We start from the raw sequence: 22517 nt of genomic DNA, 5'->3' as shown, positions 1-22517 counted from the left end.
TCGCAGGAGCGTTCCCCCTTGTCAGATCTTTGTCCTGTCGTGCTGTGAATGAGCCTCACTGTGCGGTGATCGCTCGTCAATTCGCAATCTCCGCACAGTCAGCGCCACCCCGGGAATCTCCCGGCGGACTCCGGGAAGCTTATTCAAGGCTCTTGGCGAATCCGACTCTGGCTGGGTGTTTCCCTTGATGGCGCGCTTGTTTTGGACAATCCTTGAGGTTTATTCGCGGCGTCGACAGAGACGATCGTGACAAGGAGTGGCACTTCTGTCGAGGGGCCCTGTGAATAAGCTTCCTCCTGTCATCGGTCTGGTTCGGTGAGGACGGAGACGAGTTCGATGACGGTGATGGCACGAGTGCCGGCGGGTCGGGTGACGGTGTCGGTCCCGGATCGGCCGGCGGCGGTCCATGAGACGTTCCATGTACGGGTCGCTGTGACCGTGTACTCGCCGGTGTGTTCCCAGGTGTGTCCGCAGTACGGGGATGGGGCGTTGACTCCGTCCGGGTTGCGGTACGGAACTGTATGGTGGCAGGTCTGCCGGCGGCCGTCGCCGGTGTCCACGGTGAGGGCGCCGGGTGTGGCGGTGATGTCGATGGTCAGGCCGTCGGCTGTGACGCTGGTGTGGAGGACGCCGGGGTCGGGGGCGTGGAACCAGGTGTGGAATCCCACTGCGGTGGCGCCCCATTCGTTGGCGGCGGGGTCCGGGTCGAGGAGAAGGCCCGGTTCGGTCAGGGTGAGTGAGGCGATCGCCCGGCGGGCGGCCTCGGCGGGGTCCACGGCCGGGCCGGCGGCCGGGCCGCCACTGGCTGGGGTGTCCGGGCCGGTGGTATGGGAGACCGGGTAGAGGCAGCTGGTCGTGACAGTCGGATCAGGGTTGGCCACGAGTCGGCGACATTCCTCGACAGGATCAACCCCGCCACCACCGCCACCGGAGCCGGCGGGGGCCCAGTCCCCGGCCGCCGCCGGGGCCCACTGCCGGCCCGGCCCCTCGGAGACCGCTGGAACGAATCCGCCACCAGCGCCGGCGGCATCACCGGCAGACCGATAAGCATCCGACGCCGACACCGAATAATCAGAACCAAAATCAGACGTTTCAATACTGGTGTCGTGAGAAGTATAGCTGTCCTGTTCAGAACAATTAGTCCCAGTGCATGCGCTTGCCATGGGAGGGAAGCAGACGGATGCTCCCAGAAGAAGCAAAGTACTGCTTATGGAGATCAATTTCCGTTGCATGAGTCGATCGCCTCGCTTGTGCTTCCATAAATCTTGAGAGACCCATCCATGTCGTACTTGAAAAATAGAACGTGAGCGTTGTATCCGCCACCGACAATGGCACCGTTGGCGTCAACGAGGGGACTCTGGGAAGAGTCGACGCACACGGACAGGGTCGCTACCGAGTCTTCCCTCGTGATCTCAGGCGACCGCCGGACATAGGCGATCCATGATCGCGTACCCGGCTGTGACCGCCACCCCTTACTGGCCACCTGCGACAGACTCTGCGCCTCCAAGCCCGCGAAAGGCTGCATGACGTATTGGTTCATCTCAAGCGGCAGACTCTCAGCACCGCCTGCCGCGTAGGCGTCTTCCTCGAGCTCGAACAGGGCCCGGTAGACCCGCTCGGCCTCCGCGTACAACTCGTCCTGCGACAACGACGCCGACGCAGACGACACCAGCGCAGACGACGCCGGCGCCGACGGGCCGGCAGACCCCTGCCGGCCGCACGCCGGCACCACGACCACCGCGCAGAACACACCCAGGACCACGGCCCGGCACCATCGCCGACTCACGGAACGACCTCCACAGGGGGTGGGAAGTACACGACGCCATCATCGTCGCATACCCACCCCCGCCACCGAAAGGCCTGTGGAAAACCCCGCAACCGGCCGGCCTCGCAGAACCCGACCAGACCCGGCCCGCACCAGCCGGCCCGCATCAACCGGCCCGCGCCCAAGGGGCGGCGCCCAGGCGAACCCGGCACGCCGACACCTCAACCCGGCCAGACCGAACCAGCCGCAGACGGCGGGCGCAACACCCACGCGCGCACCTTCCCCGGACGGACGTACCTGGCGTCCGCGACCGGCCCCCCATCCCAGCGGACCACCCACTGGCAGGGCCGCCACCAGTCCCTGCTCCGATCCGGCACTGGTCGCACCGCGCATGACCGTCTGACGGCACCAGCGAGAAAGCACCGGCCCCGGGTCAGGTCAGGGGGCATTCCCGGCATCGGTGGGCAGCGCTCCGACCAAGAGGGATCCTCATGGCCGGACCGCGGTGAATAAGCTTTTCCTGCAGTGCCGATTCAGGTCATCTGTTGGGGGTGTGATGACAATGAGGAGAAACCAGGAGGAACGATCCCCGGGAATGGGCATCCGGGCACGCCAGCTGGCCATCGCCAAGGCGGTCATGGCCGGTGACGCCGCGACGGCCGAGGAACTCGCCGGTCTCATCGGCGTGTCGGTGATGACGATCTACCGGGACGTGAGCATCCTCGAGGACTGCGGCGTGCTGCGCAGGAACCGGGGCCGCATCGTCGCCGTGGTGAACGGCCTGCACGCCGTGGACGCCATTTTCAGGGTGGAGCAGGGCTCGGAGGAGAAGAGGATCATCGCCCGAGCCGGGGCCTCGCTCGTCGCGCCGGGGAGCTCCGTCCTGCTGGACGATTCCAGCGCCGGAGTGTGGCTGTTCAGATCCCTCGACCGCGTCGACACCCTGACGATCGTGACCAACTCTGGCTGTCATGAAACAAAATCGTTTCTGGTTTCGCGGAGTGGGAGGTGCTCGAAGTCGTAGTCGAAGGCGCGGCCGGTGATGTATGAGGCAAACGCGCCGAAGGTTTCTTCGGGGGTCTCGCGCTGGATGTTCGCGATGTTGTTCTTGGCCGCGTTCCAGACGTGCTCGACCGGATTGTGGTCGGGCGCGTACGGTGGCAGATGGATCGGCGTGATGCGCTCCAACAGCTGACCCGGCTCGTACAGGTCGGTCAACGCTTTCGCGTGGTGGAAGCGGGCGTTGTCCAGGACGACCGCGATCTTGCCGGTCTCGGTTTCTCGTTGGAGCCGGTCCAGGGAGAGGATCGTCTGCTCAGTGTTCTGGTTCCCCTCGATCGGGTACAACTTGACCTTCTTGCTGGTCAGGGAGAGCGCGCCGAAGAAGGACTGGGACGTCTTCTGCCGGTCCACGGACAGTTTGGTGCGCTGCCCTTTCGGGAGCCACATGCGGCGGGTCTCGGCCTCGTGCTCCAAGCGGACCTCGTCTGCCGTGTAGACCTCCCAGCCTTGGTCCAACAAGCTTTTGACTTGGGTCTTCACCTCGGCCATGCGCCGAGTGATGGCTTTCTCGTTCCGGTGCTTGTCGAACGGGTCGGGCAGCTTGAAACTCAGCCCGCACAAGCGCAGGAGCAACTGGTACGAGGAGTCCGCCTGGTACTCGACGTCGAACATGATCTTCACGACCTCACGTATCGCCGGGACGTCCCAGAACTCGGCGTGAACACCGGACCGGGAGGGCGGCTGGGCCAAGATGGCCTTGAGTTCTTCCTTCTGGGTGCGGGTGAGTTTCGCCGCGTTCTGGTTCCCGGCATGGTCGGTCAGGACCGAGCACATCCTGGTGGCCCGCCACTCGGCCAGCCATTCCTGCACGGTCCGCTCCGTGCGCTCAACCATTTCAGCGATGATACCCACATCAACGCCACGGGAGGCGTACAGAATCGCTTCTGCTTTCATCCGAACCAGCACATGATTGTCGGAACGCTTCTTCCATCTGATCAGGACGGCGGTTTCTTCCAGGGTGACCTCAACCTGCATGCCTCAATCATATCCGAAACAGCACAGAAAATCCACGAAAAATACGGTTTCGTTTCATGTCAGCCATCGTTGTTCATCGCGAACCAGGCGATATCGATGAAGGCGTCCGGGCTGGTCATCATCGGCGGGGAGTACCGTCCGTGGGCCCATTCGTCCATGGGGTCCATCACGATGGAGGCGCTCAAGAGGATCGCGACGGATTACTGCTTCCTGTCCGCGCCCGGGATCGTGGCCGTGTCCTGCGTCCACCCCTACGAGGAGGTGGCCGAGGTCAAGAGGGCCATGCTGCGGGCCGGGAGCGAGTCCGTCCTGCTCGCCGACCACGCCAAATTCTCCAGGAGGGGGATTTTCAGGTTCGCCGATGTCGGTGAGTTCGACCATGTCATCGTGGATTCGGGAACCCCGGAATCGATCCGTCTCGGAGCTGCGCATGAGGAGCCCAGACGTCATCGTCGCAGGCGATGAGCCCGTGGTGGCCGAGGGCTGATCCCGGTCCGGGGCGCTCGGGTGAGCCGGCAGAAGGGGCCCGACGCTTCACTGTGCGGTGATCGCTCGTCAATTCGCAATCTCCGCACAGTCAGCGCCGCCCGGGGTGCCGGTGACGCCGAGAGGGGCTGGTGATGCTCGCCCGGTCGCCGAGCGGGGTCTTCCCTCAGCGCGCCGCCCGGTGATGCGGTGGCGTCTCGTACAGGGCGTGCTCGCTGAGCTGGAGCGCATTGGTCACGAGTGCGATCACGTGCTCGCTGGGGCTCTGGTAGTGGTTCGTCGTGCCGTTCTTGCGCACCCCGATGAGCCCCGCAGTGCGCAGCTTGGCCAGGTGCTGCGAGACGGCCGGCATCGGTCGGTCGAGTGCCCGCGCGATCTCGGTCACGGACATCTCTCCCTGACTCAGCATCGCCAGGATCGACAGGCGTGTGCGGTCGGCGAGCAGTTTGAGCACCTCGGCCGCGTACTCGGCCTCATCGTCATGGGGTGGCTCGGGGCTCACGATCATCCTCACTGCTCTACGTCCGGTCCCACAGTACGACGCCCGCCCCCGCCGCGGCAGCACCGAGCCCCGCCATGACGAGCGCCGTCCGGCTCAGCCCCCAGTCCGCCAGCGCGCCGGTGAGCGGATAGCACACCAGCCAGCAGCCGTGCGAGAGCGAGAACTGCCCGGCGAACGCCGCCGACAGCCTTCGCTCGGGGACCGCGCGGGGGATCAGGCGTCCGATCGGCATCTCGACACCGGCCCAGCCGACGCCGATGAGCGCCCACAGCACCGCGATCGCCCCGGGTGCCCACGGGGCGGAGGCCCGGGCCAGGACCGCGGCAGCCGCCACGAGGGCCGTGCACAGCAGCGCAGCTCCGGGCAGCATCACGGCGCGCTCGTCCAACCGGTGGAGGATGCGCGGCAGGGCCAGCGCCGTGGCGATCGAGCCGGCCCCGTTCGCCGCCAGGAAGAGCGCGACGGCCGTCTGCGACATGCCGAAGTCCGAGCGGACGATCACCACCGTCTGTACCAGTACGTAGGAGACGACAGCGGCGATTGTCACATTGAGCGCCACGACTGGCCGCAGCGCCGGGGTCCGGAAGAACAGCTCGATGCCGACCCTCGCGCGAGTGCCGAAGGGCTCCTCGTCGTCATCGGTGGTGATGCCCAGGCCGTGCGGGATCGCTGCCGACAGCACGAGCAGTGCCGAGGCGGCGAAGCCGATCGCCGTACCGAAGAAGAGCGCGTCAGCCCGGACCACCAGCAGCAGCGCCGCGGCGAGCATCGGCGAGACGATCGTCTCGAGGTCCTCGGCCAGGCGTGCCAGTGAGAGGGCATTCGTGTAATCGTCCTCGTCGGGCAGCACAGCCGGCACGACCGACTGGAAGGTCGGCGTGAAGATCGCCGAGGCGGCCTGCAGGACGAAAACGAGCGCGAAGATCTGCCAGATCGCGTCGACGAACGGCAGGCACAGCGCCGCGGCCAGGCGCAGGCAGTCTGAGCCGACCATCACGGCTCGTCGCGGGAGACGGGCGACGGCTGCGTTCGCCAAGGGGGCGATGACGACGTAGGCGATCATCTTCACCGTGAAGATCGCCCCGAGCACGGCGCTCGCGTCGGCGCCCGCGATGTCGTAGGAGACGAGCCCCAGCGCGACCGTCGCCAGACCGCTGCCCAACAGTGAGCAGACCAGCGAGCCGAACAGGTGCGAGTACACCCGGTGGCGTAGAACCTTCATCATAGATGCATGATTGCACAATTATGAAAATAAAGACAGAGGGTGCGCACACGGGGCCTGCTCGGTCGGGGGCAGTCGGGAATGGGCCGCCCATGGCGTCGACACAGCCCGCGGGTCCTGCGCCGCCGGGGCAGCTCCTGATGGGCACGCTCGCGGAGTCAGGGAGGCTCGCGGTGATTGGGAGGAGGGATCCATCGGTCATCCTCCCGCCCAGAGGCGCAGCGGGGCGAGGCTCGCGCGGCTGAGGACGAGGGGCTGAGGGGTGGTCGTCCACGGCGTCACGCAATCCTGATCGTGTCTGCCGGGGTCGTGAAGAAACCACCGTGAACCTGCGAACACCGCGAGGCCTGTTCACAGCCTCAATGAACCAGGTCATGGCCAGGGGTTGCGTCTCTCGCTGAGCCTCCGTGAACAAGCCCCCACGGACAGGTCTCAAGGCGCCGATGAAGTCCCTTGGTCGGAAAAGACCGCGCGGAGCCCCCGCGCACGCCCCCGCACCCCCGGGAAGCTCATTCAAGGCTCCTGGTGAACTCTACTCTGGCTGGGTGTTTTCCCTTGGCAGCGCGCCAGTTTTGGACAATCCTCCTGTCATCGGTCTGGTTCGGTGAGGACGGAGACGAGTTCGATGACGGTGATGGCACGAGTGCCGGCGGGTCGGGTGACGGTGTCGGTCCCGGATCGGCCGGCGGCGGTCCATGAGACGTTCCAGGTACGGGTCGCGGTGACCGTGTACTCGCCGGTGTGTTCCCAGGTGTGTCCGCAGTACGGGGATGGGGCGTTGACTCCGTCCGGGTTGCGGTACGGGACCGTATGGTGGCAGGTCTGCCGGCGGCCGTCGCCGGTGTCCACGGTGAGGATGCCGGGTGTGGCGGTGATGTCGATGGTCAGGCCGTCGGCAGTGGCACTGGTGTGGAGGACGCCGGGGTCGGGGGCGTGGAACCAGGTGTGGAACCCCACAGCGGTGGCGCCCCATTCGTTGGCGGCGGGGTCTGGGTCGAGGAGAAGGCCCGGTTCGGTCAGGGTGAGTGAGGCGATCGCCCGGCGGGCGGCCTCGGCGGGGTCCACGGCCGGGCCGGCGGCCGGGGCGCTACCTGCTGGGGTGTCCGGGCCGGTGGTGCGGAAGACCGGGTAGAGGCAGCTGGTCGTGACGGCCGGGTCGGGATCGGCCACGAGTCGGCGACATTCCTCGACGGGATCAACCCCGCTACCACCGCCCCCGGAGCCGGCGGGGGCCCAGTCCCCGGCCGCCGCCGGGGCCCACTGCCCGCCCGGCCCCTCGGAAACCGCTGGAACGAACCCGCCACCAGCACCGGCGGCATCACCGGCAGACCGATAAGCATCCGACGCCGACACCGAATAATCAGAACCAGAATCCTGGATCGTGACGTCGCCCCCGAATCTCGGAGCATTCGAATCGACACAGCCGGAGTCATTCAAACTGCACCCGTGAGCTGGACTTTGCTGCAGAATAAAACACCCTGCCACTAGAGGAAAAGAGAGTAAAGCGGTCAAGCGCTTGGACATGATTTCACCGTCTCTCCGGTCGCATGAAATATTTTCAAAAATCCATCGGAATCATATTTGAAGAATACGTTGTTGATGTCGTATCCGCTGGCCACGAAATTCCCGTCGGCGTCGACGAGGGGACTCGCCGTGGAGTCGATGCACACGCTCAGGGAGACGAGGGAATCCGAGGGCGGGTCATCGGGCACCTGCTCCAGGACCGTGTACTGCGACCGTGTCCCTTCCTGCATCCGCACACGCCGCTCGGCCATCTGAGTAAGCATGGAGGACTCGCCGCTGGCGTATCCGGCCATGATGTACTGGTTCATCTCGACAGGGACACCATTGACCCCGCCCTCGAGAAAAGCCCGCTGCTCCAACTCGAAATACGCCCGGTAGACCCGCTCGGCCTCCGCGTACAACTCGTCCTGAGACAACGACGCCGACACCGACACCGACGACGCCGACGACGCCGGGCCGGCAGACCCCCGCCGGCCGCACGCCGGCACCACAACCACCACACAGAACACACCCAGGACCACAGCCCGGCACCATCGCCGACTCACGGAACAACCTCCACAGGGGGCGGGAAGCACACGACATCGCCATCGTCGCATACCCACTCCCGCCATCGAAAGGCCTGTGGAAAACCCGCCACCTGCCGGCCTCGCAGAACCCGACCAGACCCGGCCCGCACCAACCGGCCCGCGCCCAAGGGGCGGCGCCCAGGCGAACCCGGCACGCCGACGCCTCAACCCGGCCAGACCGAACCAGCCGCAGACGGCGGGCGCAACACCCACGCGCGCACCTTCCCCGGGCGGACGTACCTGGCGTCCGCGACCGGCCCCCCATCCCAGCGGACCACCCACTGGCAGGGCCGCCACCAGTCCCTGCTCCGATCCGGCACTGGTCGCACCGCGCATGACCGTCTGACGGCACCAGCGAGAAAGCACCGGCCCCCGCCCCTCACCTCGCACCGACCCCCGCGCCCCCACCTCGCATTCGTTCCCACCTCACGTTTGTGCTCCCACCTCGCGTTTGTGTTCGCACCCGGGATATGTCCGAGGTGTTGGCGGAAAAGTGAGGTGGGAACTGTGGTCGTCCGGCAGCCCGTCGGAGCGTGGACGATGGCGCCCGTCCCCACCTCGCACCGACCCCCGCGCCCCCACCTCGCATTCGTGTTCCCACCTCACGTTTGTGTTCGCACCCGGGATATGTCCGAGGTGTTAACGAAAAAGTGAGGTGGGAACGGGTCTGGTGGGTGGGGCCGTCATGAGAGATCGTCTTCGACTTCAGTGAGCGCGACCTTCGACTTCAGTGGGCGCGACCGCCCCGGCGAACGATTCGCTCCGGACATCATGAGGCTTATTCAAAACTTTTGACAAACCCGGCCCTGACTAGGTGTTCGTCTTTGACGACGCGCTGTTTTGAATAACCCTCCATACTCCGGCCCCGCCGTGGTGCGTGTGGGGCGACCAGTCGCAGTCGGAGGCCTTCGACGATGAGCTGGGTCCCGCCGCGCGTGGGGTGGCCCTGCCCTGCAGGGAGTTGAGGCGCCGCTTCGCCGCTGGATCCCGCCGCGTGTGGGGCGGCCGCGGGGCCCGGACGGTGCTCAATCGTGGTGCCGGAGAAGGGGCTCGAACCCTCACGCTGCGAAGCACAGGAACCTAAATCCTGCGTGTCTACCAGTTCCACCACTCCGGCGGGGCCCGGCCAGTCTAACCGGTAGGGTGCGGGCATGCCGCAGCAGAACCAGCCCTCCGAGCCCGCGCCCACGATCGACGAACCGGCCCGTGACTACGGTCCGGACCATCCGCGCGTCATCGCGGCCCGGCTCGACGCCGCCGACGGGCTCGGCGAGGCCGGTGATCCGGTCGAGGCAGCGCGGCTCTACGAGGAGCTCATCGCCGACTGCACCCGCATCGGCGGCCCCGACCACGAGGCCACGCTCGTGACCCGCAACGACCACGCCAACTGGGTCGGCAAGGCGGGCGACCCGGCCCGCGCCGCCGACCTGTTCGAGGCCCTCGCCGTCGACATGGAGCGCGTCTACGGCCCCGACGACCCCAACACCCTCGCCGTCCGCGCCGGAACCGCGGGCTGGCAGCTGCGCGCCGGGCGGACCGACGAGGCCGCGCGCATCTACGACGAACTCGTCCCCGACCTGGTGCGCGTTCTCGGCGATGACGACCCGCAGGTGCTCGACGCCCGGGCCGCCCACGCCGCCGCCCTCCGTGACCAGGGCCGCCTCGAGGAGGCCGTCGCGGTCTACGAGCTGCTGCTGCCCGCCCAGCTGCGCGTCCTCGGCCCCGACGACGAGAGCACCGGGGCCACGCGCAGCCAGCTCGAGGTGCTGCGGGCCGGCGCGTCCCGGAGTCCCGCTGAGGGGATTGGGGACGGTGCGAACGCGGGGGTGGTGACCATCGACCAGGATCCGTACTTGGCCGTCGTCGGGCCGGGGCGAACGCGGGGGCGTTCGGCTGCGGGGTGGGCCGTGAGCCGGCACGGGGGCGCGAGGACGGCCGCTCGGCGCTGGCGGGCTCGGTATACCCGATCCTTTTCGGCGAGCCGGTGGGCGCAGGATGCCCGCTGACGGGCTGAGCCGACCCTGAGCGGCCCACGACGGGTCGGGGTGCTTGTCACAGCTCGGTAACATAATGTGTTCACCGCGGACCGTCAGGGCCGCGGTGGGCACCTGCCGACAACGGCCGGTCAGCGACCGAAAGGACATCATCATGGGACTGCTCGCCTTCCTCCTGCTCGGCCTCATCGCGGGCGCCATCGCCAAGCGGATCATGCACGAGGACCGGGGCGGCTGCCTCGTCACGACGTTGCTCGGCGTCTTGGGCGCCATGCTGGGCGGCTACCTCGGCGCCTCCTTCCTGGGCGTGTCGCTGGGCTCCTTCTTCTCGCTGCGCACGTGGCTGCTGTCCATCGGCGGTTCACTGGTCGTGCTGTTCCTCTACGGGCTGCTCACCAACAACAGGCGCTCCGGACGCGGGTGAGGCCGGCGCCCGGCGGGCTCGTTCTGCCAGTTCTCGGCGGCCGCGGGCGAGGTGAGCGTCGGCGCGGGTGGGGCGGGCCCGATGGTGCGCAGCCGGGCCCGCCAACCCCCTCGTCCGCCGCCCGCGGCTCGGTCTGCGACACTGGCACCGGGCCGGAACCGGCCCGTGACGAGCCACGACCAGCAACACGACGAGGAACAGGTGACGCGGATGGCGCCCGAGCAGATCAGCCCGCTGGAGCAGACGATCATCAACCAGACCCGCGAGCTCGGCAAGGACCACCCCACGGTGCTGTCCAGCCGCGCCAACCTCGCGGCGCAGGTGGGCGAGGGCGGCGACCCGGCCCGGGCCGCCCGCCTGTACGAGCAGCTGCTGCCCGATCTGGAGCGCGTCCTCGGTGCCGACAGCGCCGACATGCTGCTCGGGCGCAGCAACCACGCCCACTGGGTCGGCTGCGCCGGCGACCCGGCCCGCGCCGCCGAGCTCGACAAGGAGCTCGCCGCCGACATGGAGCGCCTGCTCGGCCCCAACCACCTCAACACGCTCACCACCCGCGCCAACTACGCCGGGTGGCTCGGCGAGGCCGGCCACCCGGACCAGGCCGCCGAGCTCTACGAGAAGTTCGTCGCCGACCAGACCGCCGTCCTCGGCAAGGACAACGCCGACGTGCTCGTGAGCCGGGCCAACCACGCCGACATGCTGCGCCGGGCCGGCCGCAGCGACGAGGCCGCCGACGAGTTCGAGCGCCTGGTCGCCGACCAGACCCGCGTGCTGGGCGCCGACCGCCCCGACACCCTGGCCCTGCGCGCCAACCTCGCCGAGTGCCTCCTCGAATCCGAGCAGCCCGAGCGCGCCGTCGAGGTCTACGAGGGGCTCATTCCCGACGAGCGCCGCGTCCTCGGCGCCGACCACCCCGACGCGCTCGTCACCCGCGCCAACCATGCCGAGCTGCTCGGCAGGCTGGGGCGCGCCGACGACGCCATCGCCGAGTTCGGCCGACTCGCCGACGAGGTCGGCCCAGCCATGGGTCCGGCCCACCCGTTCACCGTGGCCGTGCGCGGCAACATGGGCAATCTGCTCGCCCAGCAGGGACGCATCGCCGAGTCCCTTGAGGTGTTCGAGGCCATCCTCGCCGACATCGAGCCCGAGTTCGGGTCCGACGACCCCAACACGGTCACGGCCCGCACCTCGGTCGAGTACCTGCGCGAGCAGCTGCGCCAGCGGGGCCCGACGTCCCGCGACCTCTGAGCCCGCGGCGGAGGGCCCGCCCGAGGATGGCCTCCAGCTGCGCCAGCAGGGCCCGACGACGACCTCTGAGTCGATCCGGCGTCCGTGACCGGTCTGTGCGATCATCCGCCGGTGCGCCCGCGCCTTCCGCTTACCGACGGCCGCCGGCTCCTTACCGACGGCCGCCGGCTCCGCAGGGCTCCCGCGGCCCCAGGGGCTCCTCGCGACCCGGTTCCCACGGGTCCGGGCCCCGGGGGACGTCGCCCGTCCCACTCCGGCCCCTGGTTCCCACGGGACCGGTCCCGTGGCGCCCCTGGACCGGACCCGCCGCTCAGTCGATCCCGCTGCTCAGCCGATGCCGAGTTCGCGGGCGATGCGGTCGACGTGCCCCTTGGCGCGCACGTTGTACATCGCCCTGCGAACGGTGCCGACCCCGTCCGCGTCGACGTCGATGATGAAGGTCGAGCGGATCAGGCCGGTGATCATCTTGCCGTAGATCATCCGCTCGCCCCACACGCCGTACGCCTCGATCGCCTCGTGCTCGGGGTCGGACAGCAGCGTCACCCGCAGTTCCTTGCGCTCGCGGAACTCCGCGAGCCTGTCCCGGGCATCGGGCGAGATGCCGATGACGTCGACGCCAGCCGCCGCGAAGGAGTCGACGTGGTCGGTGAAGTCGACTGCCTGCGTCGTGCAGCCGGGGGTGAGGGCGGCGGGGTAGAAGTACAGGACGACCGTGCGGGAGCGGTGATCGGCGAGACGCACCGTTCTGCCGTCCGCGTCGGGCAGGGCGAACTCGGGGGCCGTGGCGCCATCTGTCAGCTGAGTCATGACCCCACCCTATTGAGCCGGTGTGCCGCCGCCCGCCATCGCCGCCCACCGGCCCCGATTCGCCATCGGGGTCGGGGGTGGGAATAGGCTGTGGGCACCACCACCGGCGGTTCGGCCCCGTGTACGTGTAGGCGCGAACGGCCCCGGTGGTCCGAATCGAGGTCCCCGCACCGGCGCCGACACCCGGAGCGGATCTGAGCAATGGAGGAAGCCGTGGCCAAGTCCGAGACCAACATCGACCAGATCAGGGCGCGCATCGCCGCCTCGCGCCGTCAGGTCGCCGGCGGAGTGCAGGGTCTGACCGCGACTGTGCACCCCACCGCCGTGAAGAACCAGGCCGTCTACGAGGCCAAGACCTTCGCCAACGACAGCTACGAGAGCGCCAAGAACGCCTTCATCGATGAGTCCGGCCCCCGGTGGGACCGCATCGGCACCGTCGTCCTGGCCGTCGCCGGCGTCGCCGTCCTCGGCCTGTCCGTGCGCGGCCTCGTGCGGGCGATCCGTGGCTGACGAGCAGACGGCGCCCGACCCCGTCCCGGAGCTCCCCATCCGCATGCTCCACGAGCGCGTCCTCGTGAGCATGGACGAGGACAGGGGCGAGCGGCGGTCCGAGGGAGGGATCCTCATCCCGTCGACGGTGCAGATCGCCCACCGCCTGGCCTGGGCCCGCGTCGTCGCCATCGGCCCCAGCGTCCGGGCCGTCTCGGTGGGCGACAGGGTGCTGTTCGATCCCGAGGACCGCGCCGAGGTCGAGGTGCGCAACAAGGCCTACGTGCTGCTGCGCGAGCGCGACCTGCACGCCGTCGCCGACGAGAACCTGCCCGGGGGCCAGACCGGCCTGTACCTGTGAACGGGGCCGGACAAGGACCGATGCGTCCCCGCACCGGACGGCTCGGGGACGAGCGGGCCCGGCGCGGGCACGATTTGCGCGGCGGTGCCGAAGGACCTATAGTTCTTTGACGCACGCGCTGCTAGCTCAATTGGCAGAGCAACTGACTCTTAATCAGTGGGTTCAGGGTTCGAGTCCCTGGCGGCGCACGACAGGGGATTCCCGCCGTGATCGGCGGGGATCCCCTTTTCCGTTCCGTGCCGGTGGGGCCCACGGCAGATGGACGCCCACGATGGAACCCTCGCGAGGTCGCAGATGAGTTGGGTGGGGGATCCCTTTCCTTCGCGCCGCACCGGTGAGCGGCCCACCCGTGCTCACCGGACCGGCGTACGACGGCGCAGAACCGTTCTCGAACCACTCGCCCCCCCGGTCTCGCTTGCACGGAGACTCATTCACAGCGCCTGCAGATGACGCTGTGACCAGGGGCGACGAATCGCAATCCGGCCCCTGTGAATAAGCCTCATGGGCGCACGACGGCGCGGACCGACCGGCGCGGAACCGCGCGTGCAAGCCCTCGACTACCGATTCCACGTCGTCCTGGCGCGAACCGGCCGCCGCGGAACCGCGTGTGCAAGAAACGGTTGTTCGCAGTGGGGGTGCGGGCGTACGGCAGTGCGGACCGACCGGCGCGGAACCAGGCTCACTCGCGTTCGCCGAGCCAGCGGGTGTCCTCGGCCAGGTTCCTCGAGTGGCGCGCCACGGCGATGCGCTGGCGGCGCAGCTCGTCGAGCTCCGCGCTGATCCGCGCGTTCGGCAGGGGCCCGAGTTCGGTGCCCAGGGCCAGCTCGAGCAGGTGATCGGCCAGCGCGGGGTTGCGCGGCAGGTTCGGGCCGTGCGGGTATGACCCGATGACCCTGCCCTGGACGGCGCCCTCGGTGCCGTCGCCGCAGTTGCCGACCCCCAGCTCGACCTGCGCGAACGGCCTCGCGTCGGGGCCGAGCGTCGTGTAGCCGCCGTGGTTCTCGAAGCCGGTGATCAGGCTCGTGGAGCCGTCGGGTCGCTCCCAACGGGTGAGGATCTCGCCGACGGCGCGTCGAGGCCCGCGGCGGGTGGTGACGTCGAGCAGCCCCAGGCCCTCCATGACCTCGTCGTGGTCGCCCACGGTGAAGCTCCGTCCGCAGATCTGGTAGCCGGCGCACACGGCGAAGAGCACGGCCCCCCGGTCGAGGGCCCGGAACAGGCCGCCGTCCGCCTTCAGCTCGCGCACGGCGGCGATCTGGGCGAGGTCCTCGCCGCCGCCCAGCAGGTAGACGGCGCCGTCGTCCGGCACGGGCCGGCCGGGCTCGACGGTGACGAGCTCGGCGTCGATGCCACGCCAGACGAGGCGCTTGGTGAGCACCGTGCCGTTGCCGTGGTCGCCGTAGATGCCCAGCAGCGACTGGTAGACGACAACGATCTTGACTGGTTCGTTCACCATTCCACGCCGCCCATCTTGCAGAGATTGAGGAAGGCCGTGTAGGTGGCCAGGACGTCGACGGTGTCCTCGTAGGGGCGGGCCATCGCCTCGCGGAGCGAGTCGACGACCTCGTGGTCGACCTCGGCGTACGACAGGCGCACGGCCAGATCCTGGGCCCGCGGGCCGGTGCAGATGACGTGCCGGCCGGCGAGCCTCTCGAACTCGACGTCCCACAGCCAGCTGACGTCGGTGCCGTCGGCGATCGCCGAGTCGATGGCCAGGACGACCGGGTCGGAGGCCATGACGAGCAGGGACTCGGCCCAGCCGGCCGGGTTCTTCGCCAGGAGCAGCCGGGCCCGGTTGTCGCCGAAACGACCGATCGAGAAGCGCCCGGCGGGGGCCCGCACCGTGCCCATCGCCGCCAGCGCGACGGTCGGGTCGATGCCCATCTCGATGGCCGCGGCCAGCGCGCAGGTGGCGTTGCCGCGGTTGAAGCGTCCCGGTACCTGCAGGTCGAGCGTCCAGCGGGCGCCGTCCGGGCCGGTGACCTCGTCGCCGCGTACCGCGTAGTCGGCCCGGTGCTGGCCGAGCGCGCAGCCGGGGCAGTTCCACGAGCCGTCGCCGTCGTACTCGAGGATCGCCCCGCAGGACGGGCACAGGGCGGCGTCGGCGGTCCACCCGCCGATGCCCATGTCGACCCAGATGACCCGGCGGGCGGCCTCCGCCGACCAGGTGACGAGCGGGTCGTGGATGTTCGCGACGACGGTCGGCCCGTTCTCGCCGGCGTCAGTCAGGGCCGCGCGCCACTTCTTGCCGAGCGAGGCGATCTCGTGGTGGCGGTCGAGCTGGTCGCGGCTGAAGTTCAGCATGACGAGCACCTCGGGGCGGCCCCTGGTGATCATGTCGGGGACGATCTGCTCGTCCGTCTCGAGGATCGCCACCGGCGCCCTGACGTTCTGGGACAGGGCCGAGGCGATGCCCTCGCGCAGGTTCGCGCCGTCGGCGTTCGTCACGACGTCACGGGTGCCCCAGGCGGTCTCGGCCGCGGCGGCCAGGAGATGCGTCGTGGTGGTCTTGCCGTTCGTGCCCGAGACGGCCGCGATGCGCCGGCCGGCGATGAGCTCGGCGAACATCATCGGGTACAACCGGGTGATGACCTGGCCTCGGATCGAGGCGCCGGAGCCGCGTCCTGCCTTGCGGGAGGCCCATGCGGTGAGGTTCCCGATGCCGATCGCGGTGTTGCGCCAGAGCTTCCGGCCGATCGTCGGATCAACTGGTCGCGCGTGCCGGAACCGCTGGCTGGGTGATGAGGCCATGACCCCATTGTGGCAGCCCCGCGCGCCCACCTGGGCCCGGTGCCGTCCTCACGGGACCCGGCACGCAGCGCACGGGACGACGATGGTGCCCCGCGCGTCCGGTGCGGTGCCCGTCGTCAGCTCTGCGGATGCTCGTAGGGGTTGCGGGGCGACGTCCAGGCATCCTGTCCGGGGGCCTGCTGGCCCGGGAATCCTGGAATCTGCTGCGGGTAGGGCTGCTGCGGGTAGGGCTGTCCAGGGTAGGGCTGCCCGGGATAGGGCTGTTGGGGGCTCGGCTGGGGCGCAGCCGGCTGGCCGTACTGCTGCGGCGCCATGGTCTGCGGGGGCTGGCTGAACTGGGGTCCGGGCTGCTGGCTGTTCGCCCGGGGTGCGGGCTGCCGGCCGCTGTACTGCTGAGGTGTTCCGGTCTGCGGGGTCTGCTCCTGCTGGGGTGTCGCGGTCTGCGGGGGCCGGTCTTCGTATCGCTGGGACTCGGGCTTCTGCCCGTACTGCTGCGGTGCTGGGGTCTGCGGGGTGTACTGCTGGGGTGCGGGATCGGTGGTCCTCCTGGGATCCTGCGCCGTGTCGGGTGCTGGGGTCTGCGGGGTGTACTGCTGGGGTGCCGCGGTCTGCGGGGCCCGGCCGTACTGCTGAGGTGCGGTCGGCTGGCCGTACTGCCGGGAGGGGCCCGGCGCGCCCATGATGCTCTGCGCTGCCGACATGGGTTGGGCGTAGGGCTGTTGAGCCGGGTTCACGGCCGGTGGGGTGCGTTTGGCCGCGGTCTGCACGGCGGCCAGGGTCAGCAGGGCGACGCCCCCGAGGAGCAGCAGTGTGGTGGTGACCGAGTTGATGATGAGGATGCTGTTGGAGCTGCCGTGGATGAAGAAGCTGAAGGTGAGGCTCCACAGATGCCGGGCGATCAGGACACCGATGCCGACCGCCGCCATGGTGCGAGCACGGTCAGCGCGCATCTGCACGAGAACGAGGATGAGCAGGGCGACCAGCACGAGGAGGCTGAGGACCACCATGATGGTGGAGACGGCGGAATAGGCGGCGTACATGAATGGCACTTTACGGGACGACGGCCTCTTCCGGCGGGGGTGGGGCGACCGGGCGCTCGTGACGGGGCGGCGCTCCACGGGGCGATGTCCTCTCTCTCGACGAGGGTTCCCGTGTCCGGCGTCCGTGGTTCCGTCGTGTCCGGCGTCCGTGGTCTCCGTGCTTCCCGCCTCGTTCTCGTGTTGACACCCGGCTCATGTCCGAGGTGGAAGCGCAAGCAAGAGTGAGGTGGGAGCGGGCCAGCGGCCTCGGCAGCGGGTCAGCGAGTCCGACATGGGGAGTGGATCAAGGACGAGGGAGTGGATCAAGGGGCCGGACGGACGGCGAGGGTGAGATCCGCGTAGTGCAGCGTGGTGTCGACGTATTCGCCACCATCGCGACGGAAGCCGCCGGGGACGTGCCCGATCTCGGTGAAGCCGAGTCGTTCGTACAGCGCCCGTGCGGGGCGATCCGTCGAGACCACTGCGTTGGACTGGAGGGCGCGGAGGCCCAGCTGCGCGGCCGTGCTCATGCTGTGCCGCACCAGCCGCTCGCCGACGTCTCGGCCTCGGCCGGACGAGGCCACCGCATGACTGGCGTTGGCGATGTGCCCGCACCGCCCGATGCTGTTGGGGCGGAGGACGTGGACGCCCAGGACCCGACTGTCGCCGGTGCCCCTGGCGACGCCGGTGAAGGACTGGGCGGCGAAGAAGCCGGCCGCCTCGTCGGCGCCGAGCTCGTCGGTCTGCGGGAATGCGTCGCCTGTTGCGACGACCTCGTTCCAGACGGCGCGGACGCCCCCGACGTCCTGTGACGTGAGCCGCTCGACGGTGGTGCCCGTCATCGCTTCTGCTCCGTGTCCCTCCTTCGGGTCGGACCGGTGCGGGGCCCGATGCGGCCGGGACGCCCTGGGCGTTGCCGAGGGTGGTGGCGCCGGACCCGTGCGGGCCCGATCGAGCTCCCCGCGTCCCGTCCCCCTGCTCGACCGTTTCTCCGGCCTGACTCGCTTCCCGCCCCGCTTTTGTGCTGACACCTCGGACATAACCCGGGTGTTGACGCATACGTGAGGTGGGAACGGGTCGGGGAGAACGTCGAGGCCGGTCCGGAGGAACGTCGAGGCCGGTCCGGAGGAACGATGAAGGGTTCGGAGCGCAAGACTCCGAACCCTTCTCTCCGGGTGGATGACGAGATTCGAACTCGCGACCACCTGGACCACAACCAGGGGCTCTGCCAACTGAGCTACATCCACCATCGCCGTCCACGGCCGCGGAACCCGGGAGTTCTGCGAACAGACAGCCCGGTCATCCTAGCCGACGCCGGCATCAGGCCCCAAATCGGGCCGGGCGTCGGAGGCCCCGGGCCGGCGGCGGTTCCGGCGGCTGCTCGGTCGACGGTCCCGAAAGGAGTCGGCACGGCCGGAGGTCCGTCACCCCGCCCGCCGTGCCCGGGGACACCGGACTCAGGCCTGCTCGCGGCCGAATCCCGTGATGCTGCCCTGGCAGCGGGCCGCGATCTTCTTGGCCTCGCTCGCGGTGGGGCCGGGCTCGGGCACCATGACGGCCTCGCGGAAGTACATGAGCTCCTCGATCGATTCCTTGATGTCCGCCAGGGCGCGATGGTTGCCGTTCTTCTCCGGCGCGTTGAAGAAGGTGCGCGGGTACCAGCGGCGGGCCAGCTCCTTGATCGAGCTGACGTCGATATTGCGGTAATGCACGTAACCCTCGAGCTCGGGCATGTCCTTGAGCAGGAAGCTGCGGTCGGTGCCGATCGTGTTGCCCGCCAAGGGCGCCTTGCGCGGCTCGGGCACGTACTGCTTGATGTAGGCGAGCACCCGCTCCTCCGCCTCGCGCATCGTCGTCGTGCAGACCCGCAGGTCCTCGAGAAGACCCGACGTGGTGTGCATCTCGGTGACGAACTCGCCCATGTTCGCCATCGCCTCGTCGCTGGCCCTGATGACCACGTCGATGCCGTCCCCCTGGATGTTCAGCTCGCCGTCGGTGACGAGACAGGCCACCTCGATGAGCTCGTCATGGGCCAGGTCGAGCCCGGTCATCTCGCAGTCGATCCACACCAGCATGTTGTTGTTCACATCGGTCAACTCTAGTCGGGCGGGCCGGCCGTCCCCCGCGACGCTCCGGACGTCGCAAGGGACTCAGCCATCGGTCCTGCGCGGCACGTAGCGCGAGAGCCACCAAGTGCCGACCAGACCGATGACACCCACGGTCAGGGCGCTGGCCGGAAGACCGGCCGCCCCGGCGACGGCGCTCACGACGAGTGGGCCCACGGCGTTGCCGGAATCGGCGAACAGGCGCCAGCCGGCCAGGAACTGCGAACGGCCCCAGGTGGGGGAGACGTCGGCGCCGAGCGTTATGACGATTCCGGACGAGACGCCGTTGCCGACGCCGAGCAGGGCCGCGACGAGCGCGATGGTCGCTGCGTGGTGGGTCAGCGGCAGGACGAGGAGGCCGGCGCTCATCGTGGCGATGGCCGGAAGCGTCACCCAGCGGCGCCCGAGACGGTCCATGATGAGGCCGCCGGGGAAGAAGAGGAGAACGTCGCAGCCCATCGACATGGAGTAGATGAGGCTCGTCGTGGCGGCCGGGATGCCGTGCGCCTCGCACCACAACGGGATGATCGTCTGGCGCACCGCTCGGATGAGCATGAGGCCCAGGCATCCGGTGCCCAGGGTCAGCAGGACGCGGCGGTTCGCCCGCAGCACGGAGAGGGTCCGGGCGTGGTCGCCGCGGCTGCGCTGCCTGATGGCCGCCAGCCCGTGCTCCTCGCCGGGCAGGTCGGGCATCGTGAACGTGACGACGGCGGCGACGAGTGACATCCCCGCGGCGAAACCGAACGCCGCGGGAAGGCTCCATCGGTTGATGATGGCGGCGGCGGCCAGCGGCCCGATGAACCAGCCGACGCGCATGACACCGCCGAGCGTCGACATGGCGCGGGCCCGCCAGCTCAGCGGAATGCGCTCGGTCAGATAGGTCTGCCGGGCCAGGCTGAAGACCGACCCGGTGAGTCCGTGGCAGAGCACGGCCAGGGCCAGCAGGACGAGCGAGTGCGAGGCGAAGACGACGGCCATCATGACGGCGTCGACGAGGCAGGCCAGTACGATCGAGTACTTCTCGCCGATGCGATCGGTGACGAAACCGGCGGGCAGGTCGCCGATCGCCTGGGCGATGCCGGTCAGGGCCGTGATGAACGCGGCGACGCCGACGCTCGTCCCCAAAGCACGGGCCTGGATCGCGATGAGCGGGATGACGGCTCCGAAACCGATCGAGGCGAGGACGGTGGGCCCGTAGACCGCGGTGAGCGTGCGGACCCACGACCGCCGCGCTCGTTCCCCCTCCACGGACCCCATGGTCCCACCGCGCGCACCGGCTCCGTGGGAGCGTTCACCCATCGTCCGGCCCAGCGCGGGGCGCGACGACGCTCCACGTCTTCGCGATGGAGTCGGACGGGGCGGCCCTCGCCCGCGAGGGGCGCGATGTGCGCGTCCCGCCCCGGTGCCGCACCCGCCACTGCGGTCCGGTGCTGGTGCCGCTCAGTAGAATGCAACGAGCAGGGCCCGGTAGCTCAGCGGATAGAGCAGCAGCCTTCTAATCTGTCGCGCGTGGGTTCGATTCCCACCCGGGCCGCCTTCGCGGGACGGGGCGCATGGGGTGCGCCGCCCCGCCCCGCGCCCGGGCCCACCGCGCGTCGGGGCCGTGATCCTGCGCGTCGGAGCCGTGCCCGTCCCGTGCGTCCCCCGAACGGGTGTCGGCGGCCCCGGGTAGTCTTGCCGCGTGTCCACGCAGCTGCCCGCACCCGCCGCCCCCGCCGAGCACGGGGGCGAATCGATCGCCCGCGAGCGTCGCGACCGCAGGATCGCGGGCCTGCCGCGTCCGGTCGAGCCGGGGCTGACACGTTGGCAGCGTTTCCGCAACGGCCCGCTCGGCTGGCTGACCCTCGCGTTCCTCCCGTTCTGCGCCTTCCTGCTGTGGCTCACCTACCGCATGTACGAGGTGACGATCACCACCGCCGTCGGCGACTACACCGAGCAGCAGACCGGCACACGCTCGACGCCCACCATCGCCCAGTTCAACGAGGCCCTGTGGAAGTGCACGAGGCTCGCGTTCGTCACGCTCGCCATCGGCCTGGTCCTCTACTTTCTCATCGACCGGCTCCGCCCCACGACACTGCGCCTGAAGGCCGTCGCCCTGGCCTGGGGAGGGGCGGTCGCCGTGTTCGCCTCGTCGATGATCAACACGTGGGCCTCGACAATGGTCACCGCCGACGAGACCGACGAGCTGGGCAGCGTGCGTGCCGCCATCTTCATCGCGCCCTTCGTCGAGGAGGCCGCCAAGGCGACGATCCTGTTCCTCCTGGCCATCCTCGTGCGCCACCGGCTCCTGTCGGTCATTCAGATGGTCACGATGGCCGGTCTGTCCGCCGTCGGCTTCGCCGTCGTCGAGGACATCGTCTACTACGTCCGGATGTACCTGTACGGCTCCCTCGCCTACGGCGTCGACGCCGACGGCGCGTTGCGGCAGATCTTCTACCTCCGTGGCCTGCTCACCTGCTGGGGCCACCCGCTGTTCACGACCTTCACCGCCATCGGTGTGGGCGTGGCTCTGCGCAACCGCAGCAAGGTCGTGCGCGTCGTCGCGCCGCTCGCCGGCTACTGCTTCGCCGTGTGCGCGCACATGGGATTCAACGGCTCCCAGTCGGTCGGCGTCAGCACGGGGCTGCTGATCGCCGTCGGTGCCTTCCTCATCGTCTTCCTCCTGCTGCGCTACATCCGCCTGGTGCTCGCCGAGTCACGTCAGATGCGCGCCCGCCTGCAGGACTTCGTCTCGAACGGCTGGCTCGGCGTCCACGACCCGATCATGTTCAGCCGCTACCGAGCGCGCCTCAAGCTGATCTGCGCCGCTGCGCTGCGCGGGCCGCGCTGCCTTGTCGCCACCGTCCGCCTCATCCACGACATGTCGGAGCTGGCCCAGGTGCGCCTCGGCGTCGTCAACGGGCTGACCGGCGCCGCAGCCGTCGGGCGCGAGCGCGAGCTGCTCCTGAGCATCCGCGCCCTGCGAGGCCGGGCGCTCGACAACACCGACGGTCTCACGGTCAAACCGCCCACCTGGACGTGGCACAATCTCACGGCCTGGGTTCGCGCCCATCTGCCACGCCGCCGCCCCAGGACGCCCTTCTACGCGCCGCCCCCGCCGTCGCAGGTCCCCATCGGCGCTCCTCGGCGATAGCCTTGTGGAGTCCGCCGTGCGCACCGTCGGCGGACGGACCCGGTACCGGCGACGGCCCTCCGGGCCCGAGTCGGCCCGCACCGT

22 protein-coding genes and 4 tRNA genes are annotated in these 22517 nt (G+C 69.2%); 10 read left to right on the top strand and 16 right to left on the bottom strand.

Annotated elements, in window-relative coordinates; genetic code table 11:
- Positions 1 to 299 precede the first annotated feature (299 nt).
- Positions 300 to 881 carry a hypothetical protein gene (locus EGX94_RS01400; protein WP_123825801.1) on the bottom strand — a complete coding sequence of 194 codons (582 nt, stop codon included), beginning with the start codon at positions 879 to 881 and terminating at the stop codon, positions 300 to 302.
- Positions 882 to 1216: 335 nt separating this feature from the next.
- A complete protein-coding gene (locus EGX94_RS01395) occupies positions 1217 to 1762 on the bottom strand; it encodes a hypothetical protein (protein WP_043120351.1) in 546 nt (181 codons plus the stop codon).
- Positions 1763 to 2360: 598 nt separating this feature from the next.
- Here EGX94_RS01395 and EGX94_RS01390 point away from each other — a divergent pair.
- Positions 2361 to 2789, top strand: a complete 429-nt coding sequence (locus tag EGX94_RS01390) for a DeoR family transcriptional regulator (protein ID WP_051383724.1) — start codon at positions 2361 to 2363, stop codon at positions 2787 to 2789.
- Here EGX94_RS01390 and EGX94_RS01385 read toward each other — a convergent pair.
- On the bottom strand, positions 2735 to 3802 hold the full coding sequence (locus tag EGX94_RS01385) for an IS630 family transposase (RefSeq protein ID WP_021796543.1): 1068 nt from the start codon (positions 3800 to 3802) through the stop codon (positions 2735 to 2737). The two genes, EGX94_RS01390 and EGX94_RS01385, sit on opposite strands and share 55 nt — an antisense overlap.
- Here EGX94_RS01385 and EGX94_RS01380 point away from each other — a divergent pair.
- Entirely contained in the window at positions 3734 to 4267 is a 534-nt protein-coding gene (locus tag EGX94_RS01380; protein ID WP_081707295.1) for a DeoR/GlpR family DNA-binding transcription regulator, read from the top strand. The genes EGX94_RS01385 and EGX94_RS01380 overlap by 69 nt on opposite strands.
- Before the next feature lie 187 nt (positions 4268 to 4454).
- On the opposite strand, the gene EGX94_RS01375 is transcribed toward EGX94_RS01380, so the two are convergent.
- The 5 genes from EGX94_RS01375 to EGX94_RS01355 form a co-directional block, all read right to left on the bottom strand.
- Entirely contained in the window at positions 4455 to 4790 is a 336-nt protein-coding gene (locus EGX94_RS01375) for an ArsR/SmtB family transcription factor (RefSeq protein WP_226906038.1), read from the bottom strand.
- Positions 4791 to 4806: 16 nt separating this feature from the next.
- A complete protein-coding gene (locus EGX94_RS01370) occupies positions 4807 to 6015 on the bottom strand; it encodes an MFS transporter (protein WP_021796548.1) in 1209 nt (402 codons plus the stop codon).
- A gap of 585 nt (positions 6016 to 6600) precedes the next feature.
- Positions 6601 to 7182: a hypothetical protein gene (locus tag EGX94_RS01365; protein ID WP_051383721.1), complete on the bottom strand. Its 582-nt coding sequence runs from the start codon at positions 7180 to 7182 to the stop codon at positions 6601 to 6603.
- Positions 7183 to 7520: 338 nt separating this feature from the next.
- Entirely contained in the window at positions 7521 to 7970 is a 450-nt protein-coding gene (locus EGX94_RS01360; protein ID WP_123825799.1) for a hypothetical protein, read from the bottom strand.
- 1164 nt (positions 7971 to 9134) lie between these two features.
- A tRNA-Leu gene (locus EGX94_RS01355) sits at positions 9135 to 9219 on the bottom strand.
- A 34-nt stretch (positions 9220 to 9253) separates the two neighbouring features.
- Here EGX94_RS01355 and EGX94_RS01350 point away from each other — a divergent pair.
- From EGX94_RS01350 to EGX94_RS01340, 3 genes are all read left to right on the top strand, one after another.
- Positions 9254 to 10108, top strand: coding sequence for a tetratricopeptide repeat protein (locus tag EGX94_RS01350; protein ID WP_021796546.1), 855 nt, complete (start codon positions 9254 to 9256; stop codon positions 10106 to 10108).
- Positions 10109 to 10250: 142 nt separating this feature from the next.
- Complete coding sequence (locus EGX94_RS01345) at positions 10251 to 10520, top strand: GlsB/YeaQ/YmgE family stress response membrane protein (protein ID WP_021796530.1); 270 nt, start codon at positions 10251 to 10253, stop codon at positions 10518 to 10520.
- Positions 10521 to 10685: 165 nt separating this feature from the next.
- Positions 10686 to 11768, top strand: a complete 1083-nt coding sequence (locus EGX94_RS01340; RefSeq protein ID WP_021796552.1) for a tetratricopeptide repeat protein — start codon at positions 10686 to 10688, stop codon at positions 11766 to 11768.
- A gap of 327 nt (positions 11769 to 12095) precedes the next feature.
- Here the strand turns inward: EGX94_RS01340 and bcp are convergent, their stop codons facing one another.
- A complete protein-coding gene (bcp, locus tag EGX94_RS01335) occupies positions 12096 to 12575 on the bottom strand; it encodes a thioredoxin-dependent thiol peroxidase (RefSeq protein ID WP_021796547.1) in 480 nt (159 codons plus the stop codon).
- Positions 12576 to 12788: 213 nt separating this feature from the next.
- Between bcp and EGX94_RS01330 the strand changes: the two genes are divergently transcribed.
- The 3 genes from EGX94_RS01330 to EGX94_RS01320 all read left to right on the top strand — a co-directional run bounded on the left by EGX94_RS01330 (position 12789) and on the right by EGX94_RS01320 (position 13613).
- Entirely contained in the window at positions 12789 to 13085 is a 297-nt protein-coding gene (locus EGX94_RS01330; RefSeq protein WP_192962671.1) for a DUF3618 domain-containing protein, read from the top strand.
- 43 nt (positions 13086 to 13128) lie between these two features.
- On the top strand, positions 13129 to 13425 hold the full coding sequence (locus EGX94_RS01325) for a GroES family chaperonin (protein WP_051383725.1): 297 nt from the start codon (positions 13129 to 13131) through the stop codon (positions 13423 to 13425).
- Positions 13426 to 13540: 115 nt separating this feature from the next.
- Positions 13541 to 13613 (top strand) — tRNA-Lys (locus EGX94_RS01320).
- 491 nt (positions 13614 to 14104) lie between these two features.
- Here EGX94_RS01320 and EGX94_RS01315 read toward each other — a convergent pair.
- The 7 genes from EGX94_RS01315 to EGX94_RS01285 all read right to left on the bottom strand — a co-directional run bounded on the left by EGX94_RS01315 (position 14105) and on the right by EGX94_RS01285 (position 20557).
- Positions 14105 to 14881: a type 1 glutamine amidotransferase gene (locus EGX94_RS01315; RefSeq protein WP_043120347.1), complete on the bottom strand. Its 777-nt coding sequence runs from the start codon at positions 14879 to 14881 to the stop codon at positions 14105 to 14107.
- A complete protein-coding gene (locus EGX94_RS01310; protein ID WP_021796534.1) occupies positions 14875 to 16176 on the bottom strand; it encodes a MurT ligase domain-containing protein in 1302 nt (433 codons plus the stop codon). Before EGX94_RS01310 ends, EGX94_RS01315 begins: the two co-directional genes overlap by 7 nt.
- 116 nt (positions 16177 to 16292) lie before the next feature.
- Positions 16293 to 17216: a hypothetical protein gene (locus tag EGX94_RS01305; RefSeq protein WP_021796539.1), complete on the bottom strand. Its 924-nt coding sequence runs from the start codon at positions 17214 to 17216 to the stop codon at positions 16293 to 16295.
- A 302-nt stretch (positions 17217 to 17518) separates the two neighbouring features.
- Positions 17519 to 18037, bottom strand: a complete 519-nt coding sequence (locus EGX94_RS01300) for a GNAT family N-acetyltransferase (protein WP_021796551.1) — start codon at positions 18035 to 18037, stop codon at positions 17519 to 17521.
- Positions 18038 to 18369: 332 nt separating this feature from the next.
- Positions 18370 to 18442, bottom strand: a tRNA-His gene (locus EGX94_RS01295).
- Positions 18443 to 18652: 210 nt separating this feature from the next.
- On the bottom strand, positions 18653 to 19270 hold the full coding sequence (gene orn / locus EGX94_RS01290) for an oligoribonuclease (RefSeq protein ID WP_028707057.1): 618 nt from the start codon (positions 19268 to 19270) through the stop codon (positions 18653 to 18655).
- Positions 19271 to 19345: 75 nt separating this feature from the next.
- Entirely contained in the window at positions 19346 to 20557 is a 1212-nt protein-coding gene (locus EGX94_RS01285) for an MFS transporter (RefSeq protein ID WP_081660783.1), read from the bottom strand.
- A gap of 204 nt (positions 20558 to 20761) precedes the next feature.
- Between EGX94_RS01285 and EGX94_RS01280 the strand changes: the two genes are divergently transcribed.
- Positions 20762 to 20834: transfer RNA gene (locus tag EGX94_RS01280), tRNA-Arg, on the top strand.
- Between the two features lie 147 nt (positions 20835 to 20981).
- Positions 20982 to 22433 carry a PrsW family intramembrane metalloprotease gene (locus EGX94_RS01275; RefSeq protein WP_021796550.1) on the top strand — a complete coding sequence of 484 codons (1452 nt, stop codon included), beginning with the start codon at positions 20982 to 20984 and terminating at the stop codon, positions 22431 to 22433.
- The last annotated feature ends 84 nt before the right edge of the window (positions 22434 to 22517 follow it).

It is taken from the genome of Propionibacterium acidifaciens (assembly GCF_003798325.1).
Lineage (GTDB): Bacteria > Actinomycetota > Actinomycetes > Propionibacteriales > Propionibacteriaceae > Propionibacterium > Propionibacterium acidifaciens.
Note: the sequence above shows the minus strand (reverse complement) of the source record. Positions and strands in the feature narration are given on the sequence as shown.

Excerpts from the sequence above, each read along its gene's own strand:
- EGX94_RS01310 (WP_021796534.1), bottom strand. The coding sequence starts at position 16,176 with ATGGCCTCATCACCCAGCCAGCGGTTCCGGCACGCGCGACCAGTTGAT.
- EGX94_RS01380 (WP_081707295.1), top strand. The coding sequence starts at position 3,734 with ATGATTGTCGGAACGCTTCTTCCATCTGATCAGGACGGCGGTTTCTTC.
- EGX94_RS01370 (WP_021796548.1), bottom strand. The coding sequence starts at position 6,015 with ATGATGAAGGTTCTACGCCACCGGGTGTACTCGCACCTGTTCGGCTCG.
- EGX94_RS01385 (WP_021796543.1), bottom strand. The coding sequence starts at position 3,802 with ATGCAGGTTGAGGTCACCCTGGAAGAAACCGCCGTCCTGATCAGATGG.
- EGX94_RS01325 (WP_051383725.1), top strand. The coding sequence starts at position 13,129 with ATGCTCCACGAGCGCGTCCTCGTGAGCATGGACGAGGACAGGGGCGAG.
- EGX94_RS01390 (WP_051383724.1), top strand. The coding sequence starts at position 2,361 with ATGGGCATCCGGGCACGCCAGCTGGCCATCGCCAAGGCGGTCATGGCC.
- EGX94_RS01345 (WP_021796530.1), top strand. The coding sequence starts at position 10,251 with ATGGGACTGCTCGCCTTCCTCCTGCTCGGCCTCATCGCGGGCGCCATC.
- bcp (WP_021796547.1), bottom strand. The coding sequence starts at position 12,575 with ATGACTCAGCTGACAGATGGCGCCACGGCCCCCGAGTTCGCCCTGCCC.
- EGX94_RS01285 (WP_081660783.1), bottom strand. The coding sequence starts at position 20,557 with ATGGGGTCCGTGGAGGGGGAACGAGCGCGGCGGTCGTGGGTCCGCACG.
- EGX94_RS01305 (WP_021796539.1), bottom strand. The coding sequence starts at position 17,216 with ATGTACGCCGCCTATTCCGCCGTCTCCACCATCATGGTGGTCCTCAGC.
- EGX94_RS01300 (WP_021796551.1), bottom strand. The coding sequence starts at position 18,037 with ATGACGGGCACCACCGTCGAGCGGCTCACGTCACAGGACGTCGGGGGC.
- EGX94_RS01350 (WP_021796546.1), top strand. The coding sequence starts at position 9,254 with ATGCCGCAGCAGAACCAGCCCTCCGAGCCCGCGCCCACGATCGACGAA.
- EGX94_RS01315 (WP_043120347.1), bottom strand. The coding sequence starts at position 14,881 with ATGGTGAACGAACCAGTCAAGATCGTTGTCGTCTACCAGTCGCTGCTG.
- orn (WP_028707057.1), bottom strand. The coding sequence starts at position 19,270 with ATGCTGGTGTGGATCGACTGCGAGATGACCGGGCTCGACCTGGCCCAT.